Origin of the sequence: Pseudomonas sp. FP818 (assembly GCF_030687335.1) — a bacterium.
GTDB classification, from domain to species: domain Bacteria; phylum Pseudomonadota; class Gammaproteobacteria; order Pseudomonadales; family Pseudomonadaceae; genus Aquipseudomonas; species Aquipseudomonas shahriarae.
The window spans coordinates 1,931,059-1,946,754 of the sequence record NZ_CP117427.1 but is presented as its reverse complement, the minus strand read 5'-3'; the positions used below and the strand labels follow the sequence as shown (position 1 = coordinate 1,946,754).

The following is a 15,696-nucleotide window of genomic DNA, read 5'->3' as shown; positions in this document are numbered from 1 at the left end:
GTCCTAAAAACGACATTCAACGTACCCCGCCCAACTTTTTCTGCCAGCCATGGCTTGCACCGCGAATCATCATTCTGAGTGATTTGAGCTTACTGTCGTCAATCAGCAGATTAACGAAAAAGCGTAGTATCAGCGCAGAGAACATACGTTTTCTCCAACATGCCGGCGTATGGCGCATACGGCAAACAGCGACAGTATTACGGAAGAAAAAATAACGACGCACGGGGGAGTATCTAAAAAAGCTCAAGCCAAAAATCTTTACGGGGGGAGCATCAGACAATGCATGTCCCATTTCCACATTCAGACAACCGTACAAGGTATAGCCCTGGTCACGGACCCGAAAGCACCACTCTGTATCCGTAAAATCGACGAACATGCCCTCGTCATAGCGAATACCTTCGATCCACGCCCGAGTACTGATGAACATACCCGAGGTAATGAGCGCATCCGCCTTCACCAGGCCATGCTCATCATCAGAACTGAAAACCGGCTTGATAACCCCGTCGACGGAACTGTAAAAAGGAAAGTTAATTTTCTTTCCATCACGACGATCAAAAAACGCCGGGCTGACCGCAATACAACTGGCATCCTTTGCCTTGGCGCTCATCATCGCCTGATACAGCCTTGCAATCAGATCGGGTTCCGCATGACTGTCCTGATCGAACGTCACGACGTATTGCATACCCGCTTCAATCGCCATTGCGAAGCCAGTATTGAGTGCGGCGCCCAACCCCTGGTTGCCATTGAGCGAGACATAATTGACCCGCGCGCGCACTTCAGGTGCCTGAGCCAGAAATGATTCGCTCCCGCCGTTATCGACCAACACCAGAAACTCAACCTGCGCTGCCAGGGAAGTCAGCAACTCATCAAGAACCTCAATATCGGGATTATAACCGACGACTATTGCTGCAACAGTATCCAACTTACCTCCTGACTTCAGCGTGCAACGCCGAAGGTTCATGATTTTTTATCACAACAGACCAGTACCACAATATCACCAGAAACCCGAAGGAGTTAAAGAGAACGGGATTACTCAATGACATTAGCAGGTACATAAACATTATCAGACGGCTGGATGAGCCTTGCACACTCGCTAAATACTTTCGATTAGGAAAGAGCAACACACTGAACAGCAGCAGTGACAACGGAAGCCCTACATATCTAACAGAGTCCATCCAGGTAATTTCAGTTTGAGCAGCCAGCTCACCATAACCTTCGGTATAGTAATATGTTCCAAGACCGTTACCGAACACCAGCATTTTCCAATCCGCCACATTCAGAAAAGATATAACGTGGCCAATTTTTATGTTATTTGACTGTTCATCGGAGCTGAACATACTGGTTTCTGTTAACAGGTAGCCCACACCCAGAATGATTACCGGCACCAGAGCACACAACATCAACAGTCGCGCAGACCAATTTTTGTTGTAAAAATACAGCACCAACATGGAAACAGCGGCCATTACGATCAACCCCCTAGAGGCGGACCAGATAATAGCCATTAAAATAACAACCACAAAGAAGAGTGACCAAAAACGTTTCACTTGTAGAAAATCAAGAAAAAACAATGACAGCGGAAGCAATAGAAACGGGGAAGAACGGTGATGAAGCATAAACATATCTAACCCGCCAAAGCTGCGCAGACCGTAGTATCCAAGCTCATTGGCATTGTAAAAATCGAGCAGCATCACACTCAAAGACGACCCTGGCTCAACCATCAGCATAAAAGAAAATACGCACATGATAAGTGCAAATATAGCGCCTACCGCCTTCACAATCAGCGCCATATCAACTTTAAATTCGACAATCGAATAGATAAGAAATAACGAGACAGCCCCCAATATCATTTGCCGGGAAAAATCAGCATCGGCGCCGCCTAACAAACCTAGTAAAAAACCATATAAAAAAATCAAAAAGACAACAACTGGCGCAATTGTTTTAATAGGTCGACTAATAAAGACGTACACCGCCATTAAAAACAGAGGCACAAAAAACAGCTTGTTTAATACAAATACCGGCAACAAAACCGTCGATAGGCAATAAAAAAACAGGATCCACTTTACAATCCGACTAGTCATGAAAAACTCGCGAGCGACTTACAAAAATAGCATTCATCGAAACTTCCTCGCCAAGATCATTTTCGCCAGCAGCTTTATTTTCTTCCCAATAGACATCGCGACGAATAAACGGATAGCGAGCCCCCCCTGAAGCCGGGACAGTAGCAAAAACGTATCCAAGGAAATATCCACTTTCAAGGAACCTTTTGGCTCCTCAAAAAAAGCTGTATCTCCCAGCCCGTCACCACTTGAAACCAGCGGGTTAGCGTAAACCTGCCCGTCGTACAAACATTTCAGATAGCGCTCTTTTACCGAGTCAAAGGCATTAACCTTCTCAATAGCACAAAGCACCTCTTCGTCGTACCTATAGTCCGCTATAGAACCCATCACAGCATCAATATCAGTTCGCTTAAGCCTGTCCGCTGGTGAGTAGCCTTGAACCGGAGAGAGCAGCCCCACACACCGCTGCCCTTTGACGAACTGCTCTGCGAACGCAGTCCCACCTGGCAACGGGTGGCTATCAACGTAAAAATCCGCCTTACTGACCAATTCACTGTACTCCTGAAAATCAAGGTGTGCCCTGATACTCAGTCTGGAGCGATATCGGAGTTTTAACGGCCACCACCAAAACGCTTTTTTAACATCACTGCCGATAACCAGGAATGTTGAGGCAGGATAGTCATCAAGAATACGTGCTACCAACTTAAAAATACTGAAGCCTTTGCGGGGTTTGTACTTTATGTCTGAGCCCGCAGAAATGAAAAGCAACGGGGCATGCATTGCTGGTTTAAAATTATTGGCCATAACGCCGTGAGGGATGTTCACCGGGATTCCCAGGAAGCTCTTTCGCCCCTGAATATGCTTGGTCAAATCAAAGCGGCAACCATGGCCACTGAGTTCGAAGTAATAGTCTGCAATCGAGCTCCCATAGGAGAAAACGTGGTCGGCATGATTGACAAAATACACTTCAAGCCCAGAAATGCGTTTTGCTACGCCACACGCTACGACCACCAGAATATCGTCAGGATGAATATGCAGTACGGCCTTTTCATAGCTCAGCAACAAACACACTATCTGCGTCAGCGCATCAACAGGACATGTAGCAATGACGACGCTGGTCTTATCAAAAAATCTGCAAACCTGGGCTTTCGCATCTGGTGCGGCCTGGCGTGAGATCAAAAGATCGGTACGTTCAGGGTGCATAGAGGCAAGTTTTTCCATCAATCTCGTATGCCCACCTGTCATGTAGGGCTCGGTCACGACATGCAAAACCCCTCCACGCTCATTGGGCGTAGCCCCGAAGGTTGAGCCCGCCATTGAGAGACAGCGTTCAATCAGGTTCGCTTCAACAAGCGGCGCATCATGAATCCCTACATCCGCAAACCAAAGCAGGTTGCCATAAGCACTCGCTAACGCGAGCGCCTGATTCAGATCAGCCGTCCCATTAATGGCAGTTTCAAAGTCCTTAAATAGTTTTTTCAAGCGTGATGTTCCAGCTTCTTATGAAAATAATCATCAAGCCTTAGATATACAAAAACATACATAACCAGACTGTAAACCGCATAATTTACCGCATAAGCCCAAGTAGCAGCTTCGACCCCCCACCATTGCGTGAATGCAATGGTCAATAAATACAAGGAAACACAAAATATAATTTCAGTAGTAATAAAGACCTTGACCATAGCCCGACTGAGCATGACATACGCCATAATCCAGCTGAATATCTTCAGGCAGTCGCCCACTACTTGACCAGCAAAAAACATCCTTACAGGGTAGAAGTCAGAGGTAAACAGCACGGCCACGACGAAGTCCCGAAGCACATACATTGCGGCGGCAGCTAACAGGGCAACCGGAAAAATCAGTTTATAACCTTGTATTATTTCTGTTTTTACTTCTGCCGCTGTTTTCAACTCAGAAAGCTTGGGCAGGTAATAGACACTCAACGTGGTCGTTACCAACAAAAGATAAGCGGCACTCAGGCGCCACATAGCCTCCCAGTAGCCAGCCATCTCCCAGCCGTACACCGTACCGATATGATTCCTGACCAACATCTGCGCCAATGGCGCACAAGCAGCAGAAACAACTGCCATCAAAAAAAAGGCAAATAATTTTTTCGCAATTTGCTTGTCTGGGCGTCCAAACAAAAACGAAAGTTTAAACCAGTGCGTTCGCAAGCATAATAATAATGTCACGACAAAACTGATGGATTGATAAACTACCAGCGCTACAAGCGCACCATACAAACCAAAACTGGTTGCCAGGTAAAACGTCACGCCAAAGGATAAGAAGCTACCAGCGATATTCGCGACGATGTACAGTACGATTTCCTTTCGCCCGTTCAATATCGCCAGCAGCAATATGTTCAACGAGAAAAAAACCACGACACCGGCAAACCAAAGAAAAACACCGCCCAAGGCGGCATCTTTCAGGAATAGAGATGCAAGTTCTTTATTATATAAAGCGACAATTAATGCGACTACAAGACTACCCAGAATAGCTACAAACCCTGCTGTTCTCCACAGTTTGATCTGTTGCTCAGGCTCCTCATGATATTCAGCAGTGTACTTGACGACGCCATTGGTAATGGCGCCGCCTGTAAATATCGTGATGACCTGCAAAGCATTCTGAAACTGCCCTATTGCAGCATACCCAGCTGGCCCCACATAGATAGCCAAGACCTTATTAAGACCCAGCAAGGTAAGCATTTTAATGGCAACAGCAATACCATTTAACAAGCTGGTCCGAACAAGATTCATACGGCGTCCGGTTTAAAACTATTGCAGGCTTCGACTACAACCCGAGCCTCATCGATAGATAGCGTGGGTCCTATTGGCAAGCTGAGAATTTGCTCGTGTATTTGTGTCGATACCGGGAGTTCCTGATCCTTCAGCTCAGCATATGCCTGCTGGAGGTGAGGTGGGATCGGATAATGGATGAGCGTCTGTATACCTTGAGCCGCAAGGTGAGCTTGAAGCTTATCTCTCTGAGCACAGAGCACCGTATAGACATGCCATACATGGCATTCGTTAACCGAGGCGTTGAATGCTGCATCAGCTGGCAAGGTAATCGCCGGGTTGATGATCGACTTACTGTACAGCTCAGCGAGTTCACGACGATATGCGGTTTGTTTGTCCAGGTGCTTTAACTTCACGGACAAACACGCTGCCTGCATTTCATCAAGTCGGCTGTTTACGCCGCGATAGAGGTTTTTATATTTTTCATAGGAACCGTAGTTCCCCAGCGCACGAACCGTTTTGGCCAAGGCTTCGTCATTGGTCGTAACGGCCCCCGCATCACCCAATGCACCGAGATTTTTTCCAGGATAGAAGCTAAATCCAGATGCATGCCCCCAACTGCCGGCCTTTTTTCCGTCGACCTTCGCGCCATGTGCTTGCGCCGCATCTTCAAGCACCAGCAAGTCATGGGAACGGGCAAGCTCCATAATTTTAGGCATATCGGCCAGGCGACCGTAGAGGTGAACCGGTAAAATCATCCTGGTTTTTGATGTGATCGCGGCTTTTGCATTAACCGGGCAAATATTGAATGTCTTCGGATCAGGTTCGACCAATACAGGAACCAATCCGTTTTCCGAAATGGCAAGGATACTGGCGATGTAGGTATTGGAGGGAACGAGAACCTCATCACCTTCACTGAGGCGGCCCAGCTCTTTCCAGGCACGAATGACCAATACAAGGGCATCCAGTCCATTGGCAACGCCAATGCAGTGCTCGGTACCACAATATTGGGCAAACTCATGCTCGAATGCCTGGAGCTCTTTCCCACCGATATACCAACCGGAATCAACAACGCGTGTACAAGCAGCTACCAGCTCATCGCGGCACAGATCATTTATAGACTTCAAGTCAAGAAATTTTATCATTTACCAAGCACTCGTTTACTTTGACAGAGCCAGAGCCCGCTTCAACTATCGCCCCAATTAGCCGGCAGTTCTCAGCAGAAAATCAGTGTACTTTCTATATTCTAAGACTGATTAACCAGGCTTTTGAATACCGAATAATCCCTTATATAATCACGCTCGTCATAAACGGCACTTGCCAACACCAGCAATACGCAATCCGGACTGAAATCATGCATTTCTCGCCAGATCATACGATCGATAATGATAGCCTTGTCAGGAGCGTCCAGCCACACCTCCTCCTTGTTCACGCCATCATCAAGCTTCATCAGGCAGCGCCCAGACACGCATACAGCCACCTGCATCAATTCCTTGTGCGCGTGAAATCCTCGTGGAACACCTTCTTTTGTTTCAGTGAGGTAGTAAACTCGTTTAATTTCAAACGGAACATGATTTTCATATTCCAGCGCGACCAACTGGCCCCGCTCATCACCTTTGGAGGTGATATCCAGAAACTTGATCAAACTCATGCTTGCTTCTCCGAGAGGCTATCGGATGTCGGAGCCTTTTCATCTTTTTCGCTAACGTTAAAGCCGCCGGTTGCAGGCCAATTTATCCCAAGCCTTGCATCACTCCAATGCAGCGCCCCTTCAGAGTCTTTATCGTAATAATCCGTGGTTTTATACAAAAAGTGCGTGTCATCTTCCAACGCAACAAACCCGTGAGCAAAACCCTCGGGGATCCACAGCATCAAGTTATTTTGGGAGCTTAGTTCTACACCGACCCATTGCAGGTACGTGCTGGACTCAGGCCGAATATCCACCGCCACATCAAATGCAGCCCCCCGCACCACACGCACGAGCTTGCCCTGGGCATGGGGAGCGCGCTGGAAGTGCAGCCCCCTCAGCACGCCCTTTGCCGAGCAGGAGTGATTGTCTTGAACAAACGCTCGCGGAACGGACAGCCCTAACTCTTTAAGTGCTGTATGAAACCGCTCTTCGTTAAAGCTTTCCATAAACCAGCCGCGATCATCGCCAAAAATTTTTGGCTCAATGATTACAACGTCAGGAATAGCAGTCTGAATCAGTTTCATGCCTTTGAGGCCTCTTCCAGAAGTTTCTGCAAGTACTGGCCATAGCCTGTCTTTTTTAGTTTTTCCGCCTGAGCACCCAGTTGCTCTGGGGTGATCCAACCTTTGTGGAATGCAATTTCTTCAAGACAGGCGACTTTCAACCCCTGGCGGTGCTCAATGGTATGGACGAAATGACTCGCTTCCAGGAGCGACTCATGAGTACCTGTGTCCAACCAGGCAAAACCACGGCCCAGCATCTCCACGGTTAATGACTTGTCATCCAGATAGGCGCGGTTGACGTCAGTGATTTCAAGCTCGCCACGCGGCGACGGCTTGATGCTCTTGGCAATGTCCACCACTCGATTGTCGTAGAAGTACAAGCCTGTAACTGCATAGTTGGACTTCGGTTTCGCCGGTTTTTCTTCGATGCTCAATGCTCGACCAGTGGCATCGAACTCAACAACACCAAAACGCTCAGGATCTGATACGTGATAACCAAAGACTGTCGCACCTGATGTCTGGGACATGGCGGAGCGCAAGTTATCGGAAAAGTGCTGACCGTAGAAAATATTGTCGCCAAGGATCAGGCAGCAAGGATCGTCACCAATAAACTCCTCGCCAATCAGGAAGGCCTGGGCCAAACCGTCCGGACTGGGTTGCTCGGCATAGCTGAGCTGGATGCCGTACTGGCTGCCGTCTCCCAGGAGCTTTTTAAAGCAAGGCAGATCTTCAGGGGTAGAGATGATCAAGATTTCGCGCATGCCAGCCAGCATCAACACCGACAACGGATAAAAAATCATCGGCTTGTCGAAAATAGGCAACATTTGCTTGGATACACCCAGGGTCAGCGGGTGCAAGCGCGTCCCGGAGCCGCCAGCGAGGATGATGCCTTTGCGTTTGATGTCCGTCATATCTTTAGAACTTCCTTAAATATCTGCATTACACCAGGCCAACACGCAGGTTGACGGGTGAAAAATAGCGCGTAGCTTCTCGGTATTGAGCCACAATTTCAATGCCTGTGGCCGGCAATCCGACATCGCCAATATGAAAATTTAATCTTTTCTGGGCAGAGCCCTCACCTGCTCCAGCCTCCTGCGCAACGCAGACAACTGTCTACGCCGGGAAATAACCGCCCAGGCCAGGTTGATCGACCTGCGTGATTATGAGCCATCCGCCGCAGGTCGCCGCCGTTTTTTTACATGAAATAACCCGACAAGCAGGAAGACCGACCCACAAATGCCAGTCACACCGGCCGGCTCCAGACCTCACACAAGACCTGAAGCCGAGAAACCCTTATCCGGTGCGCTATAGACAACAAGTTGCGAGCTAGTTTCCAAATGAAATCAAATCTCGCACTGTCCGGGGAGCGCAGTGCAGATCGCGGTACCTATTGCGATCTGTTCAAACCTGTATCGCTACCCACCATGGTCGGTGAACCCGGTTGCACGGACAGCATTACCGACTGGGGCTGAGGCTGGCGGGTTTTGACGAGATGACGAATTACCGCAATGAAGGCCCCGACAAAGCCACCCAAGACCAGGCCAAGCAGGATAATCAAGGCTTTCTGAGGCTTGACCGGGCGCAAAGGCTCCAGCGCCTGCTTATCGATAGTTACCAGCTTCAGCCGGCTCATATCAATGCTTAAGTTACGCAATCGAGCCACTTCGGCGCGCACCGGCTGAACACCAGCCAGGAACAGATCCTCGTTTTCACGACGACTCAGCACTTCAATCTCGCGGTTTGACTGGAGCAATTGAAGCTCCCTGGCAATCTGCGCGATACGACCCTCAGTAAAATCATCGGACTTACGCTGCATCAACGCAGTGCGTTCAGCCTCGAGCGCCTCGACGCCCATGAAGTACAGAGGGATTTGCTGATTGTTTATTTCGGTACGCATCACACTTGATGAGCCATTACGGTCTGACTCACCCAGAGCGGAAGGCGTGCTGGGTTTTCTGATTCCCAGGGACTTGGCGATTCCGATGGCCTCGTTCAACTGCGCCACTCGGTCAGTGCGCCCAGTCTTCAGCTGTGCTCGCAATGCTTTGAGTTCATCCTGCAACTGCGCACGTCGCAAGCTGTCCGTTTCTCGCAGCGATGCTATCCGCGCCTCTTTATCAACCTCGTAGCTGGAACGGGCGGCATCAATCTTGCCCTTGAGTTCGTTCAATCGATTTTTTACGATAACGTCCAGATCCGCCGCAATCTGCTCACGCTCCGTGGCAATCGCGTAATCGATGAAACCGTTGAGAATGGCGACGCCATCAACACCTTTCGGATAACTCATCTCAAGCTTGATATAAGCACTGAGGGAGTTGGCTTTTTTCGGATCGGGCAGACTGAGCTCGATAGAGTTGCGGTTGAACTCTTCGAAACTCTGCTCCAAGGTCCTGCCAGGCTGTTCAAAGGCCTTGAACAGCTTCTGGTTTGAACGAAAAAAACCCAAGCGGGTATCGTAGGACTCCAATGATGCGCCCACTCTGACAAGAGCATCACCAGGAGGAAGGGTATATATCTCGGAGCGATTCAAAGCATCCAGCTCGTTGATTGCGGCCGGGCGCAGCACACTACTGACTTCGTACTGAGGAGGCGTGAGGAACGCATAGATAGCAGCAATCAGCCCGGCACCTGCGGTAGCGGCCATAACTAACTTTTTCTGCTTCCAGATAGCCTGAAAAAGCACAACGAGATCAATCTCGCCGGACGAGGGAATCGGGGGCGCGCGGAAGCTACTACTCACAACAAAAACCTGCCTTCAAAGAGAAACTGCGGGCTCGTTATGCAGACGATCTTGTGGTTTTTTTGTATTTATAAGGGTCGGCCAAAAAGCCCAGCGTCGCTGCCAGGCCCTGGACACACAAAATGACTGGAATCGAGAACAGGTTGCATTTTGCCATCTCGCGACAACATTGCAAGACTTGACATGACTGTAAGGCAATTCCTATTTATTGAGGAATCTTCAGGAAAAACACGTCAGAGGAGCTCTAAAGTCACTATTTCCTGAATACAGAGAAGCGTTTAACGCACTGTAGTCGAGGTAGCCAATCCCCAACGCATGGCTTGAACCTGCAATACAGGCGACAGACGGTCTACGCTGTCAGATTGACCTTACAATACGGGTTTAGGGTGCCTCTTGCGCCGCATCAGCAGACTCAAGAGCGGCCCCACCAACATCCCGACAATCAACGCCAACGTCACAAACACCGACACCGGCAGCTCCGGCGTAGACCACCCCAAGAACGCCAGGGCGACGTCTTGCTGGTTTTCCAGTACGAATGCCAGGATCGCCAAGGCGACGATCAGCACTATCAGTACCAGGGCGACGCGCTTAACACCGCGCATAAACTTCTCCTATCCCCAAAAAAGCTCAGACGCCGTCTTCTTCGTCTTCGTTCACTCGATCACGCAATTCCTTGCCCGGCTTGAAATGGGGCACGAATTTGCCGTCAAGGCTGACCGACTGGCCGGTTTTTGGGTTGCGGCCCACGCGTGGTGCGCGGTAGTGCAGCGAAAAGCTACCAAAGCCGCGGATCTCTATTCGGTCACCCGTGGCCAGGCACTGGGACATTTGTTCAAGCATGGTCTTGATGGCCAACTCCACATCCTTGGATGAGAGCAGCCCTTGATGGGTGACAATTCGTTCGATCAACTCCGACTTCGTCATATTTTTCCCTTCTTTTTCAAGCAGCTAGGAAAAGCGCTCCGAAGGTTTTAGCATGACCAGATGAATTTGAACAGCCTGTGGCTTGACTTATCTTGCGCAAACTATGGCAGCCCTCACAGAATCCGCGATAACAGCAGATAGCCCCCAGGAAGCCACAGCAGACGTCTTACCGACAAACCGCTGTCAGTGCCGGAATCAGCAACCCTAAGCCCGTACGCAGCCTCAGCCCGCCCCCATTGCGTAGACCAATCGCACCCAAGGGCAAAACCCAAATTCCAGACACAAAAAAGGGCGACCGAAGTCGCCCTTTTTCTATGGTCTGACAGAACTTAGTTCTGTTTTTCCATCTGTGCACGCAACAGGTCGCCCAGAGTGGTCGGACCCGAAGCAATGTCAGAGGTAGCTGGCTTGTCGCGCAGGCTCTGGATTGCTTCTTTCTCTTCGATCTCGTCTTTCGACTTGATGGAGAGTTGGATTACGCGGCTCTTGCGGTCAACGCTGATGATCTTGGCTTCTACTTCCTGGCCTTCTTTCAGAACGTTACGCGCGTCTTCAACGCGATCACGGCTGATTTCGGAGGCTTTCAGAGTCGCTTCGATATCGTCACCCAAAGTGATGATGGCGCCTTTAGCGTCAACTTCCTTCACGATGCCTTTAACGATTGCACCCTTGTCGTTCTCTTGAACGTACTCGGAGAACGGATCGCTTTCCAGTTGCTTGATACCCAGGGAGATGCGCTCGCGCTCTGGGTCAACCGACAGGATAACGGTGTCCAGCTCGTCGCCCTTCTTGAAACGACGAACAGCTTCTTCGCCAACTTCGTTCCAGGAGATGTCGGACAGGTGAACCAGGCCGTCGATACCGCCGTCCAGACCAATGAAGATACCGAAATCGGTGATCGACTTGATGGTGCCGGAGATTTTATCGCCCTTGTTGAACTGGCCAGAGAAATCTTCCCATGGGTTAGATTTGCACTGCTTGATGCCCAGGGAGATACGACGACGCTCTTCGTCGATGTCCAGAACCATAACTTCCACTTCGTCGCCGACTTGTACGACTTTCGAAGGGTGGATGTTCTTGTTGGTCCAGTCCATTTCGGAAACGTGTACCAAGCCTTCCACGCCTTCTTCCAGCTCTGCGAAGCAGCCGTAGTCGGTCAGATTGGTAACACGCGCGGTTACGCGAGTGCTTTCTGGGTAACGGGCTTTGATAGCAACCCATGGATCTTCACCCAGTTGCTTCAGGCCCAGGGAAACACGGTTGCGCTCGCGATCGTATTTCAGAACCTTGACATCGATCTCGTCGCCAACGTTGACGATTTCGGAAGGATGCTTGATGCGCTTCCAAGCCATGTCGGTAATGTGCAGCAGGCCATCGACGCCACCCAGATCGACGAATGCGCCGTAATCGGTGAGGTTCTTGACGATACCTTTGACTTGTTGGCCTTCCTGCAGGGATTCCAGCAGAGCTTCACGCTCGGCGGAGTTCTCTGCTTCCAGGACGCTGCGACGGGAAACGACAACGTTGTTGCGCTTCTGGTCGAGCTTGATGACCTTGAATTCGAGCTCTTTGCCTTCCAGGTGCGTGGTGTCGCGCACTGGACGAACGTCAACCAAAGAACCTGGCAGGAACGCACGGATGCCGTTAACGTCGACTGTGAAGCCGCCTTTAACCTTACCGTTGATAACGCCCTTGACCACTTCTTCAGCTGCGAAGGCTGCTTCCAGAACAATCCAGCATTCAGCGCGCTTGGCTTTTTCACGGGAGAGCTTGGTTTCACCGAAGCCGTCTTCAACCGAGTCCAGAGCAACGTGAACTTCGTCACCGACATTGATAGTCAGGTCGCCAGCGTCGTTGTAGAACTGCTCAAGCGGGATGAGTGCTTCAGACTTCAGACCAGCGTGAACGGTTACCCAGCGAGCTTGGTAATCGATATCAACGATAACACCGGTGATGATGGAGCCAGCCTGAAGATTCAGGGTTTTTAGGCTTTCTTCAAAGAGTTCCGCAAAGCTTTCGCTCATTTTAATTCCTGTTGATAAGGGCGAAGAATACGCCCATCTGCCACACCCCAGACGGTGTGGGTTACGTTCATATAAGAGAAGAAGCGCAGGTCTAGGACTGGTCCCCTGCACTTCCTCTAAGTCATCCGGCGATATCGCGCAGGGCGATTTCACTCAAGATGCGTTCCAGCACCTGCTCGATGGACAATTCCGTGGAGTCCAGCTGTATGGCGTCAGCCGCCGGTTTGAGCGGGGCTACCGCACGCTGGGTGTCACGCTCATCGCGCGCACGAATCTCATCTAGCAGACTCGACAGACTAACACCATCCACCTTGCCCTTCAACTGCAAGTAACGGCGGCGCGCCCGCTCCTCGGCGCTGGCCGTCAGGAAAATCTTCAGCGGCGCCTCGGGAAACACCACGGTGCCCATGTCGCGACCATCGGCCACCAGGCCCGGCGGCTCCTGGAAAGCCCGCTGGCGCTGGAGCAATGCATCACGCACGGCAGGCAATGCAGCAACCTGGGACGCCCAGGAGCCGACCTGCTCGTTGCGCAGATCATCCGTCACATCATCCCCTTCCAGGATAATGCGCAGGGAGTGACCTTCGGTCGCACCGACGAACTGCACATCCAGGTGCGCCGCCAGCAGCACCAACGAGGCTTCGTTGGTCAGGTCGACGCCGTGATTGCGCGCCGCGAAAGCCAGCAGGCGATACAACGCCCCGGAATCCAGCAGGCACCAACCCAGGCGCTTGGCCAACAGGCCCGCGACAGTGCCTTTGCCAGAGCCGCTTGGCCCGTCGATGGTAATCACCGGTGCTTTGATATTCACAATTGAGCCTCTTGGGCAACACGCATGCCGACTTGGGCAGACAGTGTAAGAAAATTCGGAAAAGATGTAGCTACGTTGGCACAGTCATGGATACGAATCGGCGCAGTGGCGCGCAGGGATGCCACGCTGAATGCCATGGCAATCCGATGATCGCCGTGGGCATGCACCTCACCACCGGTCATGCCGCCGCCATCAATGATAATCCCATCAGGGGTCGGCACACACTTCACCCCCAGCGCCAGCAGACCGTCGGCCATCACCTGGATGCGATCGGACTCCTTGACCCGCAACTCTTCGGCGCCACGCAATACCGTGCGCCCTTCGGCGCAGGCAGCGGCGACAAACAACACCGGAAACTCGTCGATAGCCAGGGGCACCAGGGCCAGGGGAATCTCGATACCCTTGAGCCGTGCGGCGCGCACACGCAGGTCTGCAACCGGCTCGCCGCCCACTTCACGGGGGTTTTCCAGGGTAATGTCTGCCCCCATCAGGCGCAGGATATCGATCACCCCGGTGCGGGTCGGATTGATCCCCACATGCTCCAACAACAACTCGGAACCCTCGGCAATCGAAGCCGCCACAAGGAAAAACGCCGAAGAGGAAATATCGCCCGGCACCTCAATGCGGGTTGCCACCAACCCATGACCTGACTCAACCGCTGCCGTCGCCCCCTTAACCTCCACCGGGCAACCAAAACCGCGCAACATGCGCTCAGTATGATCGCGGGTGGGCGCAGGCTCGGTCACCGCCGTCCGGCCTTCGGCGTATAGCCCCGCCAGCAACAGGCTGGATTTGACCTGGGCACTGGCCATCGGCAGCGTGTAATTCATACCCTTGAGCACCTGCCCGCCACGAATAGTCAGCGGCGGCTGCCCCTGGGGCCCGGTCTCGATCACCGCACCCATTTCTCGCAACGGCTTGGCCACACGATTCATCGGGCGCCTGGACAGCGAGGCATCACCGGTCAGGACGCTGTCAAAACGCTGCGCCGCCAATAAACCGGACAACAGACGCATGGACGTACCCGAGTTACCGAGATAAATCGGACCCGGCGCAGGCTTCAAGCCGTGCAGGCCAACGCCATGGATAGTCACCCGCCCATGGTGCGGGCCCTCGATCACCACGCCCATGTCGCGGAACGCCTGCAGGGTCGCCAGGGCATCTTCACCCTCGAGAAACCCTTCGACCTCGGTAATACCCTCCGCCAGCGACCCGAGCATGATCGAGCGATGGGAAATGGATTTATCCCCCGGCACCCGGATATTGCCGCTCAACTGCCCGCCCGGATTGGCGACAAACACCACATCATCCGCATTGGCGGCAGCATCCATATACGCCCGGCGCGCGAGAATCTTGCTGAAGTGCTCCCGCGCCACTCGCGCCCGGGTAAAGACGCCCAGCAACTGGTGCCCATCTCCCGCATCGACCGCGTCGCGCAAGGCGTCGAGGTCACTGCGAAAGGTGTCCAGGGTGCGCAACACGGCCTCGCGGTTGGCGAGAAAGATGTCGTGCCACATCACCGGATCGCTCCCGGCAATTCGCGTGAAATCGCGAAAACCGCCGGCGGCGTAACGGAAAATCTCCAGGTTCTCGTTGCGCTTGGCCAGAGAATCCACCAGGCCAAAAGCCAGCAGATGCGGCAGATGGCTGGTCGCCGCCAGCACTTCATCATGGCGCTCGACCTGCATATGCTCGACATCCGCGCCCAGTTCGCGCCACAGCCGATCCACCACGGCCAGGGCCGCCGGGTCGGTTTCTGCCAGCGGCGTGAGGATCACCTTGTGCCGCCGGAACAGCTGGGAGTTGGACGCTTCCACCCCACTCTGCTCGGAACCGGCAATCGGATGCCCCGGCACGAACCGCGCCGGCATGCCGCCAAACGCCAGGCGCGCCGCGCGCACTACATTGCCCTTGGCGCTGCCGACATCCGTGAGGATCGCCTGCCCCAGATCCATGCCGGCCAACAACGCCAACAGTTTTTCCATGGCCAGGATCGGCACCGCCAACTGAATGACATCAGCGCCCTGGCAGGCAACGGCCAAGTCCGCCTCACAGCGGTCCACCACCCCCAGCTCTACCGCCAACTGGCGCGATTGCGGGTCCAGGTCCACACCGACCACTTCGCCACACAGGCCGCTTTCGCGCAGGCCCTTGGCAAAGGAGCCGCCAATCAATCCCAGACCGACCACCACCAGGCGACCGATCACAGGCA

Annotated in this window: 14 protein-coding genes; all 14 read right to left on the bottom strand. The window is 52.4% G+C overall.

Annotated features, from left to right (window positions below):
* Positions 1-16: 16 nt before the first annotated feature.
* The gene (locus PSH80_RS08985) at positions 17-922 is read right to left on the bottom strand and encodes a glycosyltransferase family 2 protein (RefSeq protein ID WP_057439213.1); all 906 of its coding nucleotides are present in this window, start codon (positions 920-922) and stop codon (positions 17-19) included.
* Between the two features lies 1 nt (position 923).
* Positions 924-2,078, bottom strand: a complete 1,155-nt coding sequence (locus PSH80_RS08980; protein WP_305419932.1) for a hypothetical protein — start codon at positions 2,076-2,078, stop codon at positions 924-926.
* Between the two features lie 33 nt (positions 2,079-2,111).
* Positions 2,112-3,539: a hypothetical protein gene (locus PSH80_RS08975; protein WP_057958904.1), complete on the bottom strand. Its 1,428-nt coding sequence runs from the start codon at positions 3,537-3,539 to the stop codon at positions 2,112-2,114.
* Complete coding sequence (locus PSH80_RS08970) at positions 3,536-4,813, bottom strand: O-antigen translocase (RefSeq protein WP_057958903.1); 1,278 nt, start codon at positions 4,811-4,813, stop codon at positions 3,536-3,538. The genes PSH80_RS08975 and PSH80_RS08970 overlap by 4 nt, the downstream gene beginning before the upstream one ends.
* Positions 4,810-5,937 carry a DegT/DnrJ/EryC1/StrS aminotransferase family protein gene (locus PSH80_RS08965; RefSeq protein WP_057958902.1) on the bottom strand — a complete coding sequence of 376 codons (1,128 nt, stop codon included), beginning with the start codon at positions 5,935-5,937 and terminating at the stop codon, positions 4,810-4,812. Before PSH80_RS08965 ends, PSH80_RS08970 begins: the two co-directional genes overlap by 4 nt.
* Positions 5,938-6,038: 101 nt before the next feature.
* Positions 6,039-6,443, bottom strand: coding sequence for an FdtA/QdtA family cupin domain-containing protein (locus PSH80_RS08960; protein WP_057439216.1), 405 nt, complete (start codon positions 6,441-6,443; stop codon positions 6,039-6,041).
* Positions 6,440-7,006, bottom strand: coding sequence for a dTDP-4-dehydrorhamnose 3,5-epimerase (rfbC, locus tag PSH80_RS08955; RefSeq protein WP_057958901.1), 567 nt, complete (start codon positions 7,004-7,006; stop codon positions 6,440-6,442). The genes PSH80_RS08960 and rfbC overlap by 4 nt, the downstream gene beginning before the upstream one ends.
* The gene (gene rfbA, locus PSH80_RS08950) at positions 7,003-7,896 is read right to left on the bottom strand and encodes a glucose-1-phosphate thymidylyltransferase RfbA (protein ID WP_170057039.1); all 894 of its coding nucleotides are present in this window, start codon (positions 7,894-7,896) and stop codon (positions 7,003-7,005) included. Before rfbA ends, rfbC begins: the two co-directional genes overlap by 4 nt.
* Positions 7,897-8,372: 476 nt before the next feature.
* Positions 8,373-9,725: a Wzz/FepE/Etk N-terminal domain-containing protein gene (locus PSH80_RS08945; RefSeq protein WP_305419927.1), complete on the bottom strand. Its 1,353-nt coding sequence runs from the start codon at positions 9,723-9,725 to the stop codon at positions 8,373-8,375.
* A 368-nt stretch (positions 9,726-10,093) separates the two neighbouring features.
* Positions 10,094-10,327 (bottom strand): lipopolysaccharide assembly protein LapA domain-containing protein, encoded by a 234-nt coding sequence (locus PSH80_RS08940; RefSeq protein ID WP_057958898.1) that lies wholly within the window; start codon positions 10,325-10,327, stop codon positions 10,094-10,096.
* A 25-nt stretch (positions 10,328-10,352) separates the two neighbouring features.
* The gene (gene ihfB / locus PSH80_RS08935; protein WP_032888918.1) at positions 10,353-10,649 is read right to left on the bottom strand and encodes an integration host factor subunit beta; all 297 of its coding nucleotides are present in this window, start codon (positions 10,647-10,649) and stop codon (positions 10,353-10,355) included.
* Positions 10,650-10,978: 329 nt separating this feature from the next.
* On the bottom strand, positions 10,979-12,673 hold the full coding sequence (rpsA, locus tag PSH80_RS08930; RefSeq protein WP_029298694.1) for a 30S ribosomal protein S1: 1,695 nt from the start codon (positions 12,671-12,673) through the stop codon (positions 10,979-10,981).
* Between the two features lie 121 nt (positions 12,674-12,794).
* Positions 12,795-13,484 carry a (d)CMP kinase gene (gene cmk, locus PSH80_RS08925; protein WP_029298696.1) on the bottom strand — a complete coding sequence of 230 codons (690 nt, stop codon included), beginning with the start codon at positions 13,482-13,484 and terminating at the stop codon, positions 12,795-12,797.
* Positions 13,481-15,691, bottom strand: coding sequence for a bifunctional prephenate dehydrogenase/3-phosphoshikimate 1-carboxyvinyltransferase (locus PSH80_RS08920; RefSeq protein WP_264083209.1), 2,211 nt, complete (start codon positions 15,689-15,691; stop codon positions 13,481-13,483). The genes cmk and PSH80_RS08920 overlap by 4 nt, the downstream gene beginning before the upstream one ends.
* Positions 15,692-15,696 lie beyond the last annotated feature (5 nt).

Excerpts from the sequence above, each read along its gene's own strand:
- PSH80_RS08980 (WP_305419932.1), bottom strand. The coding sequence starts at position 2,078 with ATGACTAGTCGGATTGTAAAGTGGATCCTGTTTTTTTATTGCCTATCG.
- PSH80_RS08970 (WP_057958903.1), bottom strand. The coding sequence starts at position 4,813 with ATGAATCTTGTTCGGACCAGCTTGTTAAATGGTATTGCTGTTGCCATT.
- PSH80_RS08965 (WP_057958902.1), bottom strand. The coding sequence starts at position 5,937 with ATGATAAAATTTCTTGACTTGAAGTCTATAAATGATCTGTGCCGCGAT.
- PSH80_RS08960 (WP_057439216.1), bottom strand. The coding sequence starts at position 6,443 with ATGAGTTTGATCAAGTTTCTGGATATCACCTCCAAAGGTGATGAGCGG.
- rfbC (WP_057958901.1), bottom strand. The coding sequence starts at position 7,006 with ATGAAACTGATTCAGACTGCTATTCCTGACGTTGTAATCATTGAGCCA.
- rfbA (WP_170057039.1), bottom strand. The coding sequence starts at position 7,896 with ATGACGGACATCAAACGCAAAGGCATCATCCTCGCTGGCGGCTCCGGG.
- PSH80_RS08940 (WP_057958898.1), bottom strand. The coding sequence starts at position 10,327 with ATGCGCGGTGTTAAGCGCGTCGCCCTGGTACTGATAGTGCTGATCGTC.
- ihfB (WP_032888918.1), bottom strand. The coding sequence starts at position 10,649 with ATGACGAAGTCGGAGTTGATCGAACGAATTGTCACCCATCAAGGGCTG.
- rpsA (WP_029298694.1), bottom strand. The coding sequence starts at position 12,673 with ATGAGCGAAAGCTTTGCGGAACTCTTTGAAGAAAGCCTAAAAACCCTG.